Below are 16516 nucleotides of genomic sequence, written 5' to 3'. Positions count from 1 at the left end.
GGACCACCGGGACCGGGCGGCGCCCGGCCAACCCGCGGCTGCTGCGCCAGCGGATCTTCGTGTTCGTCGTGGTGACGCTGCTGGTGGCGCTGGGCATCGCGGCGGCCCAGGGCTGCCAGGGGCCTGCGCGGGGGCTGGACGACGGGGGCGTACGCAAGGACGTACGACCGGAGCAGTCGTACGCTCCGCTGCCCGGCGGCCTCATGGCCGAGCAGTACCGGAGCGAGCTGAGCCGGGGAGGCTGACCGACGGTCCGTGAGGAGATCCGGCCGCCCGTGCCTCAGCGCCCGGCGGTCGCCGCAGCCCCGGCAGGATCCTCCCAGGGGCCGGCGGATACCCCCTGACGCCTCGGGCGGGGTATCAGAGGCCGGCCATCAGCTCGCAGTGATGCCCGGGGCCGGCCACGGGATCCGGACGTGAAGCGTCGACGAGGTGCAGGGGCACCGTGCCCACCGGGTACGGTCCGGTGGGCACCGGAAGGGTGAGCTGCACCGGGCCCGGGGCGGTCTAAGCCGCCCACGCCTGGTGTGCGGCGCCGATCGGCACGGCGACCCCGACTGCCGGCGCGGCCCCGAGTATGCGACGGCGTGTCATTGGTTCTTGGGTCATGAACGGCGTGGTTGTCACGGACCCTCCCTGGGCTTCTTGGACAGAACCGGGCTACGCCCCGCGCCTGGGTAGCCGGCCAGCCCACCAAATTTCTGATCTCTGGATGCCGGCGATCTTGTGATGAGGGATCAGAAGGCCCTGACAGCCCTTTGAATGCATGTGCCAGGTCCTCGAAGTCACTTCGCCGAGTCGGCTGCTTTCGGGCCGATCCTGATGTGGACCATGCCGCTGTCGAGGTCGATCGGCCCGCGGTAGGGATCGCCCTCGCCCTCGTCGTCGCGCATCCACTCCAGACGGCGTCGCTCCTCGTGCTGGTGGCGGGCGCTGGGATGGAAGATCTCTTCGAGGATGTTCACCGGACGGTACGGGCTTGATCGGGCCGAGGTTCCGGACGCCGGCGAGGCAGGTGGTTTGAATGAATGTCCATCATCAGGGCTCCTGACTGCGAATCAGAGACGACAGCTGTGTCCGAAGAGGAGTGAGCTGCGGCGCGCCGAGAGTTCTGCTACGGCCCCGGACGCCGCCGCATCCGGGGCCGTAGCGGGAGGCGCGTCAGCCGTTGCGGGCGGCTTCGGGGCCGGTGATGCGTCTGAGCAGGGGGAGGGTGGAGGCGATGATCCCGAGCGCGGCGGCCAGTCCGCCCGCGACCAGCGCGTAGTACGCCGCGTCCGGCGAGATCAGGTCGTAGTGCATCTGCGAGGTCAGGAACATTGCCGACGCAGCGAAGGCGGTGCCGATCGCGATCGCGGAAACAGCCAGCAGCGGAAGCGCGCTCTCCAGGCCGACCACGCGCTGCAGCAGCCGCAGCGGCGCGCCGGTGAGCCGCAGGATCGCGAACGGGCGTCTGCGGTCGGACAGGCCCGCGACGACGCTCACCGCCAGGCTGCAGCCGGCGATCGGCAGCGTGGTCAGCAGCACCACGTTGGCCAACTGCCGCCAACTGGCCAGCTCCTGCTGGAGCTCGGTGCCGTAGTCGGCGACAGTCCTGCCCTGGTCGTAGGGGTAGGCGGTGGTGAGCAGGGTACGCACGTGCTCCTTGGCCGCCGTGGACCCGTCGGTGGCCACGTAGAGCAGCTGCACGGGCAGCCTGGCAAGCGCGGCGGGGCTGATGGCGGCGGCGCGCCACTGTGCGCGCGGCTGCGACACGAGGTTGGCGAAGGCGTAGAAGTCGACGCCCGCGACGTCGGCCCCGGCCGGGCAGCGGCCCATCATCGAGATCTGCGCCAGGTCGGAGCAGGACACCAGCGCCGGGACGATCGGGGGCTGACCTCCCGGGGCCGGGACCTCGCCGACACCGCCGGGGTTGGCGTGGACGACGGCCAGACCTCGCACCCCCGGGATCCCCCGCGCCTCGGCGAGCAGCCGTGCCGGGACGGTCCCGGCCAGTGGCGAATCGCCGAAGGTGCCGAATTCCACCACCGTCCGGGTCTGCGGGTCGCCGTCGAGCCCGCCGCGTTGGTGGTTGATGGTGCCGATGATGCTGACTGTCGCGGTGGTCACGAACAGGGCCAGGACGAGGCCGCTGACCGCGCGGAAGCCGGCCTTCGGGTCGTCGGCGAGCCGGCGCACCGCGATCAGGGCGGCCGGGCGGCGGGTGCGCCGGGCCACCGCCCGGGCGACGGTCATGGTCAGCCAGGGTCCGGCGATCACCAGGCCCAGCATCGCCACCAGGAAGCCGGGGAGGTAGGCCGCCGCCTGGCCGTTCCCGGTCATCGGGCGGCGGTTGATGAAGTACGCCAGCTCGGCCAGGCCCGCCAACAGGGGGATCAGCCGCCAGGCGCGCGGCGGGCGCGGGGAGACCCGGCGGGTCACGCCGAGCGGGGAGATGGTGACCCGGCGCAGCGCCAGCCGCGCCGCGATCGCCGCTGCCACCGGCACGCCGACGGCGACGCCGAGGACCTGGGGTGCGCTGAGTGTCAGATCCGAGAGGAAGAACCGCTGCTGCCCGGTGAACGGGATGGTGGCCACGAGCGGGCGCAGCGCGGCGTAGAGCCCGAAACCGACCACTGTCCCGGCGGCCGCCGCCAGCGTCGACTCCACCGCCGAGATCACCGCCACCTGCCAGGGAGTGGCACCGACCAGCCGCATCGCCGCGTAGCGCTGCTCGCGGGTGGCGGCGGACAGACGCGTCGCGGTGCCGATGAAGATCAGCACCGGGAAGATCAGCGCGCCGGCCACCACGGAGTAGATGAGCGTCATGGCGTCACCGCGCACGGCGTTGTCCCAGCACTGGTTGTCGCAGGAAAGCGGCCGGGTACGGGCCATGGTGGTGACCTCTCTCGCCCCTGTTGCACCCTTGATCTGCGCCGGGGTACGGCCGATGACGGCGATCAGCGAGTCCGGGGAGGGCAGAGCGGCGTCGCCTATCGTGTCGGCGAGCCGGCCCGGGAAGCGGTCGCCCAGCTGGTCGGCCGGGGTGTCGCGGATCAGTTTGGCCAGCGCGGGAGAGGCGTAGTACTCGCCGGGCGCCGGCAGGTGCGTCAGGCCGGGCGGGACGGGAGAGGTCGGGCCGGTCGCGGCGACATCGACCTCGGTGAGGGATTTGCCGTCGTAGTAGTCGCTGTGCGGCCGCCACCACAGCGGGGCCACCGACGGCTGCTCGGTACGGCTCGCGGCGCCGGTGTCGAGCCACACCTGGCGTTGGTTCGTCCGGTCGACGGCGTTCATGCTGGCGAAGGTCGACAGCAGCAGCCCGACCCCGATGGCCACCGCGGCGGCGATCATGACCAGGCGGGCGATCGCCTCCCGGCCGCCACTGACCGCCAGGCGGAGGGCAAAGGCGATCATGAGGCTATCCGTCCGGTCGTGAGCAGGCTGGACTTGCCGTCCCGGACCATTGCTTTCTGGTCGGCGTACGCGGCGACCCGGGGCTCGTGAGTCACCAGGACGACGGTGGTGCCCTCCTCGTGGGCCGCGTCCACCATCAGCTCCATCACCTGCTCGCCGGTCAGGGAGTCCAGCGCCCCGGTCGGCTCGTCGGCGAACAGCACCTTGGGCCGGGCCACCAGGCCGCGGGCCAGCGCCACCCGCTGCGCCTGACCGCCCGACAACTCCCCGGAGCGGCGCCGCTCCAGGCCGTCCAGGCCCAGCCGGGCGAACCAGGGCCGGGCCTCGGCGAGCGCGGCCGCCCGGCGCACGCCGGAGAACAGCAGCGGCAGGGCGACGTTCTCCTCGGCGGTCAACTCGGGAACGAGCTGGCCGAACTGGAAGACGAACCCGAAGGTGTCGCGGCGCAGCGCGCTGCGGTCCGCCTCGTTCATGGTGTCGATGCGGCGTCCGTCGAAGTGCACCTCACCCGAGTCGGGGGTGAGGATGCCGGCCAGGCAGTGCAGCAGGGTGGACTTGCCCGAGCCGCTCGGGCCCATCACGGCGAACACTTCGCCGGCCTCGACAGCCAGGTCGGCACCGCGCAGGGCAGGGGTCTCGCCGAAGGAGAGGGTGAGGTCGCGGGCCTCGATGAGGGCGGTCATGCGCGCACCGCCTCGGCGAGCGCATCCATCCGGGCCGCGGTCAGCTCGATCCAGTGCAGGTCGGCCTCCAGGTGGAACAGGCCGTGGTCGGCGAGCAGGGCGTCGACGAGCGTGCCGGTGCGGCGCAGCTGGGTCAGCTCGTGCATCCGCTGCAGGTGGGCGGCCCGCTGAGTGTCGAGGTACTGCTGGGCGTCGCGGCCGAGCATCAGGGCCAGCACGACTTTGGTGAACAGCACGGTCTGCAGATTGGGCTCGGGGGCCACCGGCTCGGTGAGCCAGGTCTCGAACTCCGTCGCCCCCGCCTCGGTGATCACGTAGCGCTTGCGCTCGGGGCCGTCCCCGGGCTCAGCCTCGCCGGCCACCACCTTCCCGTCCCGCGCCAACCGGCCAAGAGTCGTATAGACCTGCCCGTACGGCAGCGGCTTGCCCCGGCCGAAGAACGCGTCGTAGTCACGCTTGAGGTCGTAGCCGTGGCTCGGCTCCCGCTCCAACAGCCCCAACAGGGTGAGAGGAACACTCATGGGAGGACCATACACCAGAGATATACTCTGAGTGTATATCCGCAGAGGGTGCATCCTGACGTGGCGGCTGGGGGCTCGCATCCCGATCAGGCAAGCCCCGAATCCACGAACTCATTGCGTCGCGACGCTCTGGCAGCAGCGTGCGGTCCGCCCCCGGCATCAGCAACAAGCGAGTCGCCCCGGCCAGCCATCAGGGACGCTGATTCTGGGCTCTGGTCAGCTCCCGGTTGGCGGCTCGCGCGGCGGCGAGTTCGCCATCGCGTTCTTCCACCCGAGCGGAGAGATCGAAGTTGCGCTGTTCCGGTCCGGTAATCGTGCGCTGGAGTTCCTCGATGTCAGCGGGGGCTTCAGGGGCCGACGCGCACCAGACCTGTTCGCCCAGTGCCACGGAGAGTCTGCGCTCCAGTCGCTGAATGCGTCCGGCCAGGCGCGCGTTGCGGGCCTGCGCGTCGGCGAGATCGGCTTGCGGCGAAATCCGGCTCACCGGGGACGCCCCTGCGGCGTCCTGGCGGCCGGGTGGGTCGCAGCGTCGGGGCTTACCGGAGTCTCGTCGCGTAGAAGGCCACAGCGGAGGCTGCGGCGACGTTGAGGGAGTCCACCCCTGCGGCCATGGGGATCCGGACCCATTCATCGGCCGCGCGTAGGGCGCCGGTCGTCAGTCCCTCCCCCTCGGTACCGAGCATCAGGACCAACTTCTCGTACCGGCGGGCGGCCAGTTCGTCAATCGTGATCGACTTCTCGGAGAGACACAAGGCAGCCGTCACGAAGCCGTGCTGACGGAACAGCTCCACGTCCTTCGGCCAAGAGGTCAGCCGGGTCCAGGGGACGTGGAAGACAGCGCCCATCGACACCTTCACAGCCCGCCGGTAGAGGGGGTCGGCGCAGCGTGGCGTGAGGAAGACGGCGTCCACGCCCAGAGCAGCCGCGTTGCGGAAGGCAGCCCCCAGATTCGCGTGATCAACTATGTCCTCGAAGACGGCGACGCGCTGAACCGCACCTTTCTGGGGACCCAAAGGCGACACCGCGCCGATGTTGGTGTGGTCGTTGACGGATTCCATGATCACGACCCGGCGGGCGGTCGCCAGGAGCTCGTCCGCCGTCGGCAACGGCTTGCGCTGCATGGAGGCGAGCGCGCCGCGGTGCACGTGGTAGCCGGTGACCTGCTCGGCGAGTTCCGGGCTGACCGCGTACACCGGGGCCGGGAGTTCGTCGATGACGTCCCGCATGACGTCGACCCACTTGGCGGACAGCAGCATGGAGCGCATCTCGTAACCGGCGTCCTTGGCCCGTCTGATGACCTTCTCGCCCTCTGCGATGAACAGGCCCTCGGCGGGTTCGCGCTTGCGGCGCAGCTCCACGTCGGTCAGGCCCGTGTAGTCGCGCAGGCGCGGGTCGTCGGGGTCCTCAACGGTGATGAGATCGGCCACAGGGTGATACTGCCTTGTCCTGGGAGCGGTGCCAACGGCTGGAACGGGTTTGTGTTACCCCGGGTTACTCGGTCGTCCGTTTACCCGACGTTGACGACCTTGCCGATGACGATGACCGCCGGGGGCTTCACGTCCTCGACCCGTACGGTCTCGGCGACCGTCGCCAGGGTCGCGTCGACGCGGCGCTGGGCGGCCGTCGTGCCCTCCTGGACCAGGGCGACGGGGGTGTCGGGCGCCTTGCCGTGGGCGACCAGCGTCTCGGCGATCTTCCCGATCTTGTCGACGCCCATGAGGATCACCAGCGTGCCGGTCAGCTTCGCCAGCGACGGCCAGTCGACCAGCGAGCGTTCGTCGTCGGGGGCGACATGGCCGCTGACCACCGTGAACTCGTGTGCGACACCGCGGTGGGTGACGGGGATGCCGGCCGCTCCCGGCACCGAGATCGAACTGGAGATGCCCGGAACGACCGTACACGGGATACCCGCCTCGGCGAGGGCCTGGACCTCCTCCATGCCACGGCCGAAGACGAAGGGGTCGCCGCCCTTGAGTCGCACCACCGACTTGCCCTGCTTGGCGTGCTCGATCAGCGCGTTGTTGATGGCCTCCTGGGCCATGAAGCGGCCGTACGGGATCTTCGCCGCGTCGATCACCTCGACGTGCGGCGGGAGTTCGGCGAGCAGGTCGCGGGGGCCGAGTCGGTCGGCGATGACCACGTCGGCCTCGGCAAGCAGGCGGCGGCCGCGGACCGTGATCAGATCCGGGTCGCCGGGGCCGCCGCCGACCAGCGCGACACCGGGGGTGCGGGTGCGGTGGTGCGGCGCGACGAGCGTGCCGTCGCGCAGGCCCTCGACCACGGCGTCGCGGATGGCGGCGGTGTGGCGGGGGTCGCGGCCCTTGGCCTCCGTGGTGAGGACGGCGACCGTGACGCCCTCGCTGTGACCGGTCGCGGGAGTCCAGGCGGTGGCCGCGTCGGCGTCGTCGGAGCGGACGCACCACACACGGTGGCGCTCGGCTTCCGCGGAGGCGGCGGTGTTGGCCTCGACGTCGCTGGTGGCGATCAGGGCGTACCAGGCGTCCGCGAGGTCGCCGTCGTCGTACGCACGCTTCTTCCAGGTGATCTCCCCGGCGTCCGCCATGGCTTCGACGGAGGGTGTCGCTTCCGGGGACACGAGGACGATGTCCGCCCCGGCTGCGATGAGCGCCGGAAGGCGGCGCTGGGCGACCTGGCCGCCGCCGAGGACGACCACGCGACGGCCGGAGAGACGGAGGCCTACGGGGTAGGCGGGGTGTTCGGCCATGTGAGGTGCGGCTCCTCGTCCTGGCGATACGAATGGGCGCTACGGCTCTGGAGCATCCCTGACGTGCGCATTTTAGATATGGGGTCAGCGTACGGCGGGGTCGGGGGCACGCAGGAGCGCGTACCCCGACCCCCGCCTCGGGCCTACTTCTCGGTGACGCCCGCCGAGTCGAACGTCGCCACCTCGTGCATCGCCCGCGCGGCGCTCTGGACGAGCGGCAGGGCGAGCAGCGCGCCCGTGCCCTCACCCAGGCGGAGGTCCAGGTCGACCAGGGGGCGCAGACCCAGCTTGTTGAGGGCGGCCACATGGCCCGGCTCGGCGCTGCGGTGGCCCGCGATGCACGCGGCAAGGGCCTCGGGGGCGATCGCGCGGGCCACCAGGGCGGCGGCGCCCGCGCTGACGCCGTCCAGGATCACCGGCGTACGCAGGGACGCGCCGCCGAGCAGCAGGCCCACCATCGCCGCGTGTTCCAGACCGCCGAACGCCGCCAGGACACCGATCGGGTCGGCCGGGTCCGGCTTGTGGAGTTCGATGGCGCGGCGGACGACCTCGGTCTTGCGGGCCAGCGTCTCGTCGTTGATGCCGGTGCCGCGGCCCGTCACCTCGGACGGGTCGGTGTCCGTGAAGACCGCGATCAGGGCAGCCGAGGCCGTCGTGTTCGCGATGCCCATCTCGCCGGTGAGGAGCGCTCTGTTGCCCGCCGCCACGAGGTCGCGGGCCGTCTCGATGCCGACCTCGATCGCCTGCTTGACCTCCTCGCGGGTGAGCGCGGGGCCGGTCGTCATGTCCGCCGTGCCCGCGCGCACCTTGCGCGGCAGCAGGCCGGGGGTCGCGGGCAGGTCGGCGGCCACACCCACGTCGACGACGCAGACCTCGGCGCCCACCTGGTTGGCGAAGGCGTTGCAGACCGCGCCGCCGCCGAGGAAGTTGGCGACCATCTGGCCGGTCACCTCCTGGGGCCAGGGGGTGACTCCCTGGGCGTGCACCCCGTGGTCCCCGGCGAAGATCGCGACAGCCGCGGGCTCCGGGATCGGCGGCGGGCACTGCCGGGACAGGCCGGACAGCTGCGCGGAGATGATCTCCAGCATGCCGAGCGCGCCCGCGGGCTTGGTCATGCGCTTCTGCCGCTCCCAGGCCTCGCCGAGCGCCTTGGCGTCGAGCGGGCGGATGCCCGCCACGGTCTCGGCGAGCAGGTCGTGCGGCTCCTCGCCGGGCAGCGCGCGACGGCCGTACGTCTCCTCGTGGACGACCCAGGACAGCGGGCGGCGCTTGGACCAGCCCGCCTGCATCAGCTCGGGCTCCTCCGGGAACTCGTCGACGTAGCCCACGCAGAGGTAGGCGACGACCTCCAGGTGCTCGGGCAGGCCGAGGGCGCGCACCATCTCGCGCTCGTCGAAGAAGCTGACCCAGCCGACGCCGAGGCCCTCGGCGCGGGCGGCGAGCCACAGGTTCTCGACGGCGAGCGCGGAGGAATACGGGGCCATCTGCGGCTGGGTGTGCCGGCCGAGGGTGTGGCGGCCGCCGCGGGTCGGGTCGGCGGTGACCACGATGTTCACCGGGGTGTCGAGAATGGCCTCGATCTTCAGTTCCTTGAACTGCTTCGCACGGCCCTTGGGCAGCGACTTGGCGTAGGCCTCGCGCTGACGCTGGGCCAGTTCGTGCATCGTGCGGCGCGTCTCGGCCGAGCGGATGACGACGAAGTCCCACGGCTGGGAATGGCCGACGGAGGGCGCGGTGTGGGCGGCCTCCAGGACGCGCAGCAGCACTTCGTGCGGGATCGGGTCGCTGCGGAAGCCGTTGCGGATGTCGCGGCGCTCGCGCATCACACGAAGGACCGTCTCGCGCTCGGCGTCGTCGTAACCGGGCGCAGCCGGGCCGGTGGACTGTCGTACTTCTTCCACTGCGGCCTTGCTCTCTTCCTGGTCGGCGGCCCGGGTGTCCAGGTCCTCCGCCTGTTGTGCGACTACGGGCTCCGGATCCGCGTCGCGCGGCTCCGGAGCGGGTGCCTCGCCCTCGCGGGGAGCGGGAACGGTGGCGACGGGCTCCTCCGTCGCCTCTGCGGCGACCGCCTGCTCCTCCTGTTCGGCGGCTGCCGGAGCGGGTTCCTCGGCGGCGGGCTGCTCCTGCGGGGGCAGGGGCGGCACGCTCAGGGCGTGCGGCGGGGTGGGCGCCAGGTGCGGGGTGGTCGGCACGATGCCCTCCACGGGCACGAACTGGCCGAAGGACTGGTCCGCCCGGGAGTCCAGGGGCGCGCCGGACCCACCGGCCGGCTCACCGTTCGCGGGCTGCTCCCCGTGTGTCAGGCCGGCGGACGCCTCGAGCGGCACCGCCTGGGCGGCGACTCCCACCGGCACGGCCTGGACGGGCTCGGCGACGGCGGACTGCGCCTGCTCGGCCTCCTCCGCGGCCGGTTGCGGCGCGGGCTCCACGACCTCAGCCGCGTTGTCCAGTTCCTGAGCCGGGGCGTCCACGATGTGAGCGGCCTGCTCGGCGGACCGGGGCGTCTGCTGATCCGGTACGGGGGTCATGGCCTGGACCGGGTCCTGGGCATGCTGAGCCGGGTCCTGGGCGTGCTGGGCAGGGGCGGGCGCACCGGGCTCGGGGACCTGCGGGGGCTGAACCGTGAGGCCGGTGGACGCGGGGGCGAGGGCTTCGGCGGCCTGCTGGGGTGCCTCCGCGTCGGCCGCGGGCTCGACCGGGCCGGCGTGCGCCATGTCGCCCGTCGGCTGCGGGGCGTGCGGCACGGCCGTGAAGGGCGCGGCGTCCGTGAACTGCGTGTCCGGCGTGTCATCCACGGCGGCGGTCACCCCGGGCGCGGGCGCGGCGTCCGGAGCCTGCGGGGCGACCGGCGCCGAAGACTCTGCCTGCGCCGGTGCGGCTTCGGGCGCCTGCGGGGTGGCAGGGACGGGCGAACCGTGCTGGCCCTGCCCGGCCTCTGCGGCCGACGACCCCTCGGGCGCACGGTCGGGTGCCGGTACGACGTGCGTGGCCTCCGGAACCCGGTGCGAGGCCGTCGGCGCGCCCGGGATCTCCTGCGGCACGTCCTGCGGCTGCGGCGGTTCGGAACCGACCGGCGCTGCGGTGGCCTGAAACGCCTCGGGAGCCGCCGGAATCGCGTACTCCTGGAGCGGCTCGAGGCCCTCCGGGACCACGGGGGCGGCCTCGGGGACGACCGGTACCGGGACCGCCTCCGCCGCCGTCACCGGCTCGGACATCGGCAGCTGCTCCGGGACGACCGTTTCTGCAGCCGTCCCCTCGGGGCCCACCGGCGGCACGGTCTGCGTCTGCGGCGGGGCGCCCCACGGCACCGCCCCCTGCGGGGAGTTGTCCCCGAGGTGCGGCACATCGAGGTACTCGGGGCCGGTCGTCGGCGGCCCCGAGGGGCGCATCGGGGCGTCCGCCGGACCACGGTCGGAGAGCGAACGCACCGGGCTGCCGGAGGTGTCCGGGGTGGGCGGGCCCAGGTGCAGCGGACGGCGCGGAGTCTGCTGCGGCGAGGGCGCCATGGGCGGCGTACGGACCGCGCCGACATCGATGGAGCCGCTGTCCCGGCCGGCCGTCTCGTGCGGGCCGGGCTCGTGGAGGAACGGCGCCGGAGCCGAGGCCGACTGGGTCATCTCGTTGCCCCACGCGCCCTGCTGGCCGGGCATCAGAAGCAGGTCGTCGTCCTCGGCTGTGGTGTCGGAGTGGTCGAGGTAGGTGTACGCGCCCGGCGCGAGGACGCCCGGCTGCTCCACCATGCCTGCGTTCTCCGGCAGCCCCTCGCCCGGGACCTGGCCGGTGTCGGTCATGCGTATCCCTCGCCCATCGGTTAGTGCTTCTACGCCCAGCTCGCCCGGAACGGCGCGCCGACCGCCCGCAGTGAAGAACGAGCGTGCGTGCCCAGCGGCACGAACGACCCGCCAACAATGACGACAAAGCCATTGAACGGCATTGTCCCGGTCGTCCCGCCGTCGCGACAGCATGATCCGCGACGGCCCGCTGTGGACTGCGCCACGTTGCGCGCCCTCCGGTCCCGCCGTACCACATCCACCCCAAAAGGTGTGCGCTTTCCGGACATTGACTGACGAAGTGCCGGATCACCCAAGTGCGGTACAACGGTCGGTCAGCCTACCGCGCCGGTACGACAACCGGATCACGGGGAGCGTTCGGGCAATCGGCCGCTGAGCAGGAACGCGACACTCCGTTCCTTCTCCGTCCAGGCCCGCGTGTCGAGCTCGACAGACTGCAGCAGGGCGCACTCGACGTCGTAGCCGTGCTCCGTGAGGTCTCTGCCGACGAGTTCGGCCGCGTCGCGGGTCGCGGCGTGCGTGACGATGCACTGCGGGCGTCGGTCGGCGACGGCCGAGACGACCGCCGCTCCCCCGCCCCCGACGCGCACGACGTCCGGTTCGGGCAGGTTTTCCAGGATGTGCGGGGCGGTGCCGTGCACGACCTGCAGCTGAACCCCGAACCGGCGGGCGGTGACCGCCGTACGGCCGCAGGCGTCCGGGTCGCGGTCGACGGCGATGACGGCGGCCCCGCAGCGGGCGGCCTCCACGGCGAAGGCGCCGCTTCCGATGCCGATGTCCCACACGAGGTCACCCACCCGCGGTCCCAGGCGGGCGAGTTGGGCGGCACGCAGCAGATCTGTTTCGCCTTCGCCGAGTCCTCCGCCGTATGCCTCGGCGGGCAGTGCCCAGCCGCGCGGTCCCGTACCCGGGTCGCGGCCGGCGGTCCAGCCGCCGCCGTCGGCCGCGGTCACGGGTCCGCCGATGACGATGACGACATTGGGGTCGCGCCAGGTGTGGTCGGCGGCCTTGTCGGAGGTGACGACGGTGACCTGTTCGCGTTCGGTGCCGAGTTCCTCACAGATGACGAAGGTGCGGTGGACCCCGTCGAGGAGCAGACCGAGCTCCGCGGGCCCGGCGCCGGGTGAGGTGAGAACCGCGACTTTGGTGTGGGCTCGACATACATTCACCGCACGTCGCAGGGTGCGGCGATGTGCGACCACCACCTGTGCGTCATCCCAGGGCATCCCGGCGCGCGCGAAGGCGGCGGCCACCGAGGAGACGGCGGGGACGACTTCGACCTCCAGGCCGAACTCCGGGGCGCGCAGGGTGCGTACGACGCCGAAGAAGCCCGGGTCGCCGTCCGCGAGGACGACGGCGGTGCCGCGGTGTGCAGCGATACGGCGGGCGGCGAGGGCGACGCTGCCGAGGCGGATGCGCTCGGCCGTCACCGGCACCTCGGGGAGCGCGAGGTGGTGGGCCGCGCCGGCGACGAGCGTGGCGGCCCCGAGGGCGGAGCGCGCCGCGGCGGTCAGCGGCGAGCCGTCCCAGCCGATCACCGTGACCCGGTCGGCCATCGTCGTCAGTCTCCAGGATGTTTGCGCAGGTCGTCAGGGACAGCCCATACGGCGGGCTCCGTGAGAGTACCTGGTTCGGCCGGGTGGCACCCGCCCGGGCCTCCACCGGTGGGAGCGGTCCCTCGCTGTCAGTTCCAGTTCGAGAACGACGTGAAACCACCGGTGTCGGCCAGCTCCTCGCTGACTCCGTCGAGATCCTCCGGCAGCAGGCTCCACACGATGAAGTCGGTCCGCACGTCGGTCCAGGTACCGTCCTCGGCGCGGACGTGCGCTATGCAGGCGTTGCGCAGGACGCCCTCGCTGATGCAGCCGATCTTCTGCGCGACCTGCTGGGAGGCGGTGTTGTCGGCCGCCGTGCGCAGTTCGATCCGCTCGAACTTCTGGTCCCCGAGGAGCCACTGGGCGGTGGCGAGCGCCGCCTCGGAGGCGTAGCCCTCGCCGCGCGCCCAGGAGGCGATGACGTAGGACAGTTCGGTGGACCGGACCTGCCAGTTGGTCCTGCCGAGCTGGATGACGCCCACCAGCCGCTGGGTGAGGAACTCGGTGACGGCCAGATCGAGGCCGCGGCCCGCGGCGCGTTCGGCGGGCGCGTACTCGGTGATCCAGGTGCGGGCGCCCTCCTGGGTGAACGGCTGGGGCACGTCGGTCCAGGCACCGACCAGCTCGTCGTTCATCATTTCGGCGAGCGCGGGGATGTCGTCCTCGTCGAGAGGGCGCAGTACCAACCGCTCCGTGCTGATGGAGACGTTGGGGAAGGTGCTCGTCATTGCGCCGCTCCGTAACGTTCGGAAACCTTCAAGGCCTGCTGAACTGCCCAGCATGCAACATGGAAGCACCGAATGGCACGACGGGGTCCACACCCGGTGAGGGAGCGGACCCGGTGCGTGGTGATACGGGGTGTACGCGCCGTCAGAAGGAGGGGATGACCGATCCGGCGTACTTGTCCTCGATGAACTTCTTCACCGCGGGCGAGGTGAGGAGCTCGGCGAGCTTCTTCACCCTCGGGTCCTTCTCGTTGCCCTTCTTCACCGCGAGGAAGTTGCCGTACGGGTTGTCCTTGGCGGACTCCAGGACGACGGCGTCCTTGGCCGGCTTGAGGCCCGAGGAGATGGCGTAGTTGCCGTTGATCACCGCGGCGTCCACATCGTCGAGGGAGCGCGGGGTCTGGGCCGCCTCCAGCTCCTTGAACTTGAGGTTCTTCGGGTTCTTGGCGATGTCCTGGGGGGTCGCCTCACTGCCCACGCCGCTCTTGAGCGTGATGAGCCCGTTGGCGTCGAGCAGCTTGAGCGCCCGCGCCTCGTTGACCGTGTCGTTCGGGATGGCGACGGTCGCACCGCTCTTCAGCTCGTCGGCCTTCTTGATCTTGTGGGAGTAGAGGCCGAGCGGCTCCAGGTGCACCGTGACGACGGGCACGATATGGGTGCCCTGCTTCTTGTTGAAGTCGTCGAGGTACGGCTGGTTCTGGAAGTAGTTGGCACCGACGGAGCCGTCCTCGGTCGCCGTGTTCGGCGTGACGTAGTCGGTGAACTCCTTGACCTCCAGGTCGAGGCCCGCCTTCTTCGCCAGGTTCTGCTTGACGAAGTCGAGGATCTCGGCGTGCGGGGTGGGGCTCGCGGCGACGACCAGCGGGCCGCTGTAGTCGGAGGAGGCGGAGGAACTCTTGCCGGAGCCGCAGGCGGTGATCCCGAAGGTGAGGGCTCCGGCGGCGAGGACGGCGGTGGTGATCTTGGCGGTGTAACGCACGAAAAGTGCCTTTCCTTATGGGTGGTGCGACCCCGTCATGGGTTAACGGGGAAAAACAGGGGGGACGAGGGGGGAGGCCAGGGGCGCGGTCTCAGGCGGCTTTGCTCACGTCGGCCGTGGCGGTCTCGGCGGCGGGAGCCGGTCCGGCGGGCGCCTGGTCCTTCAGCAGCCGCAGCCGGGGGGCGGCGGACGAGCGGCCGCCGCGGCGGTGCAGTGCGCGGGCCGCATAGTCGCCCGCGAGCTGAATGAGCGAGATGACGACGGCGAGGATCGCCACCGTGATCCACATCATCTGGGTCTCGAAGCGCTGGTATCCGTAGCGGATGGCGATGTCGCCGAGGCCGCCGGCGCCGACCGTGCCCGCCATCGCGGAGTAGCCGATGAGGGCGACGACCGTGGTGGTGGCGGAGGAGATCAGCGAGGGCAGAGCCTCCGGTACGAGGACCTTGCGCACAACGGTCCAGGTGTTGCCGCCCATCGCCTGCACGGCCTCGACGAGCCCGCCGTCCACTTCGCGGACGGCCGTCTCGACAAGGCGGGCGAAGAAGGGGATCGCGCCGATGGCGAGCGGCACGATGGCGGCCTCACGGCCGATCGTCGTCCCGGTGACCGTGCGCGTGAAGCTCATCAGCGCGACCATCAGGATGATGAACGGCATCGAGCGGGCGACGTTCACGACCTGTCCGATGACCTTGTTGGCTACCACGTTCTGGAGCAGTCCGCCGCGGTCGGTCAGTACGAGCAGGATGCCGAGCGGCAGGCCGCCGACGATCGCGATCAGGGTGGACCACCCGACCATGTAGAGGGTGTCCCAACACGCCTGGGACAGCAGGGGCTGCATCGCCGAATAGTCGGTCCAGGTCACTTGGCACCTTCCTTCACCGGCGCGGGCTCCTGGGCCGCCTTTTCGACGAGGTCGATCTGCAGGCCCTTTTCACGCAGGAAGCCGATCGGCACGACGTTCTCCTCGTAGGGACCGGGCAGTTCGATGCGCATCCGGCCGATCTGCTTGCCGCCGACGGTGTCCATCGCGGCGCCGAGGATCGAGATGTCGATGTTGTACGTGCGCGAGAGCTGCGAGATGACGGGCTGGGTGGCGGCGTCGCCGTGGAAGGTGACGTCGACGACGGTGCGGTCGTCGCCGGACGCGTCGCCGCTGACCGGGAAGAGCGCGGCGGCCAGTTCGGAGCCAGGGGTGGCGAGCAGTTCGCCGACCGTGCCGGACTCGACGATGCGGCCCTTCTCCATGAGGGCGGCCGAGTCGCAGATGCTCTTGACGACGTCCATCTCATGGGTGATGAGCAGGACGGTCAGGCCCAACCGGCGGTTGAGGTCGCGCAGCAGCTGGAGGATGGAGCGGGTGGTCTCCGGGTCGAGGGCACTGGTCGCCTCGTCGGAGAGCAGCACCTTGGGGTCGCCGGCGAGTGCGCGGGCGATGCCTACACGCTGCTTCTGGCCGCCGGAGAGCTGGGCCGGGTAGGCCTTGGCCTTGTCGGCGAGGCCGACGAGGTCGAGGAGTTCGAGGGCCTTGCGGGAACGTTCCTTCCCGGACTTGCCGAGGATCTCCAGGGGCAGCTCGACGTTGTCCTGGACGGTCCGCGAGGACAGCAGGTTGAAGTGCTGGAAGACCATGCCGATACGGCTGCGCGCCTGCCGCAGTTCCCGGCCGGCGCGCGGTCCTCGGCCCGCGAGCGCAGTGAGGTCCTGTCCGGCCACGGTGACCGTGCCGGAGGTGGGGCGCTCCAGGAGATTGACGCAGCGGATGAGCGAGGACTTGCCGGCGCCGGACTGGCCGATGACGCCGTACACCTCGCCTTCGCGGACGTGCAGATCGACGCCGTCGAGGGCGGTGACCTCGCGGCCGCGTGAGCGGTCGGCCGGGTAAATCTTCGTCAGGCCCGATGTGGTGATCACTGGGGTTTCCGTCACTGTCGAGTGCGCGGGCGTGGGTGTGCCCGGGCACATGTGCATTCGGTCGGGAACGCGGCACGGTTCTCGCGAAGGCGAACGAACCGGGGAGAACGTGTGCGCGATGGGGTCCCCCACGCCGTTGAGGCAGTGGGGGTGGCTCAGTCAGCTACGCGGTACCACGTACGGACAT

General features: G+C 71.3%; 13 protein-coding genes and 1 pseudogene. 1 reads left to right on the top strand and 13 read right to left on the bottom strand.

Annotated features, from left to right (window positions below; all coding sequences use genetic code 11):
• Nucleotides 1–245: pseudogene (locus ABT186_RS16625) on the top strand (hypothetical protein); the annotation flags it as partial.
• A gap of 540 nt (nt 246–785) precedes the next feature.
• On the opposite strand, the gene ABT186_RS16620 reads toward ABT186_RS16625, so the two are convergent.
• The 13 genes from ABT186_RS16620 to ABT186_RS16560 form a co-directional block, all read right to left on the bottom strand.
• The gene (locus ABT186_RS16620) at nt 786–965 is read right to left on the bottom strand and encodes a DUF6191 domain-containing protein (RefSeq protein WP_351225273.1); all 180 of its coding nucleotides are present in this window, start codon (nt 963–965) and stop codon (nt 786–788) included.
• A gap of 196 nt (nt 966–1161) precedes the next feature.
• On the bottom strand, nt 1162–3396 hold the full coding sequence (locus tag ABT186_RS16615; RefSeq protein WP_351925555.1) for an FtsX-like permease family protein: 2235 nt from the start codon (nt 3394–3396) through the stop codon (nt 1162–1164).
• Nucleotides 3393–4079 carry an ABC transporter ATP-binding protein gene (locus ABT186_RS16610; protein ID WP_351225269.1) on the bottom strand — a complete coding sequence of 229 codons (687 nt, stop codon included), beginning with the start codon at nt 4077–4079 and terminating at the stop codon, nt 3393–3395. The genes ABT186_RS16615 and ABT186_RS16610 overlap by 4 nt, the downstream gene beginning before the upstream one ends.
• Nucleotides 4076–4600 carry a PadR family transcriptional regulator gene (locus ABT186_RS16605; protein WP_351225267.1) on the bottom strand — a complete coding sequence of 175 codons (525 nt, stop codon included), beginning with the start codon at nt 4598–4600 and terminating at the stop codon, nt 4076–4078. The genes ABT186_RS16610 and ABT186_RS16605 overlap by 4 nt, the downstream gene beginning before the upstream one ends.
• Before the next feature lie 190 nt (nt 4601–4790).
• Nucleotides 4791–5084, bottom strand: coding sequence for a hypothetical protein (locus ABT186_RS16600; RefSeq protein ID WP_351925553.1), 294 nt, complete (start codon nt 5082–5084; stop codon nt 4791–4793).
• 52 nt (nt 5085–5136) lie between these two features.
• On the bottom strand, nt 5137–6027 hold the full coding sequence (locus ABT186_RS16595) for a TrmH family RNA methyltransferase (protein ID WP_351225263.1): 891 nt from the start codon (nt 6025–6027) through the stop codon (nt 5137–5139).
• An 80-nt stretch (nt 6028–6107) separates the two neighbouring features.
• Nucleotides 6108–7325 (bottom strand): uroporphyrinogen-III C-methyltransferase, encoded by a 1218-nt coding sequence (gene cobA, locus ABT186_RS16590; protein WP_351225261.1) that lies wholly within the window; start codon nt 7323–7325, stop codon nt 6108–6110.
• 143 nt (nt 7326–7468) lie between these two features.
• Nucleotides 7469–11116 carry a nicotinate-nucleotide--dimethylbenzimidazole phosphoribosyltransferase gene (cobT, locus tag ABT186_RS16585; RefSeq protein ID WP_351925551.1) on the bottom strand — a complete coding sequence of 1216 codons (3648 nt, stop codon included), beginning with the start codon at nt 11114–11116 and terminating at the stop codon, nt 7469–7471.
• Nucleotides 11117–11460: 344 nt separating this feature from the next.
• Nucleotides 11461–12672 carry a precorrin-6y C5,15-methyltransferase (decarboxylating) subunit CbiE gene (gene cbiE / locus ABT186_RS16580; RefSeq protein ID WP_351225257.1) on the bottom strand — a complete coding sequence of 404 codons (1212 nt, stop codon included), beginning with the start codon at nt 12670–12672 and terminating at the stop codon, nt 11461–11463.
• Between the two features lie 128 nt (nt 12673–12800).
• A complete protein-coding gene (locus tag ABT186_RS16575) occupies nt 12801–13439 on the bottom strand; it encodes a GNAT family N-acetyltransferase (RefSeq protein ID WP_351225255.1) in 639 nt (212 codons plus the stop codon).
• Between the two features lie 142 nt (nt 13440–13581).
• A complete protein-coding gene (locus ABT186_RS16570; protein ID WP_351225253.1) occupies nt 13582–14415 on the bottom strand; it encodes a MetQ/NlpA family ABC transporter substrate-binding protein in 834 nt (277 codons plus the stop codon).
• 91 nt (nt 14416–14506) lie between these two features.
• A complete protein-coding gene (locus ABT186_RS16565) occupies nt 14507–15280 on the bottom strand; it encodes a methionine ABC transporter permease (protein ID WP_351225251.1) in 774 nt (257 codons plus the stop codon).
• The gene (locus ABT186_RS16560) at nt 15277–16329 is read right to left on the bottom strand and encodes a methionine ABC transporter ATP-binding protein (RefSeq protein WP_351225249.1); all 1053 of its coding nucleotides are present in this window, start codon (nt 16327–16329) and stop codon (nt 15277–15279) included. Before ABT186_RS16560 ends, ABT186_RS16565 begins: the two co-directional genes overlap by 4 nt.
• Between the last annotated feature and the right edge of the window lie 187 nt (nt 16330–16516).

Source organism: Streptomyces sp. NPDC001634, from assembly GCF_040298185.1.
GTDB lineage: Bacteria > Actinomycetota > Actinomycetes > Streptomycetales > Streptomycetaceae > Streptomyces.
This window is presented reverse-complemented; position numbering and strand designations above follow the sequence as displayed.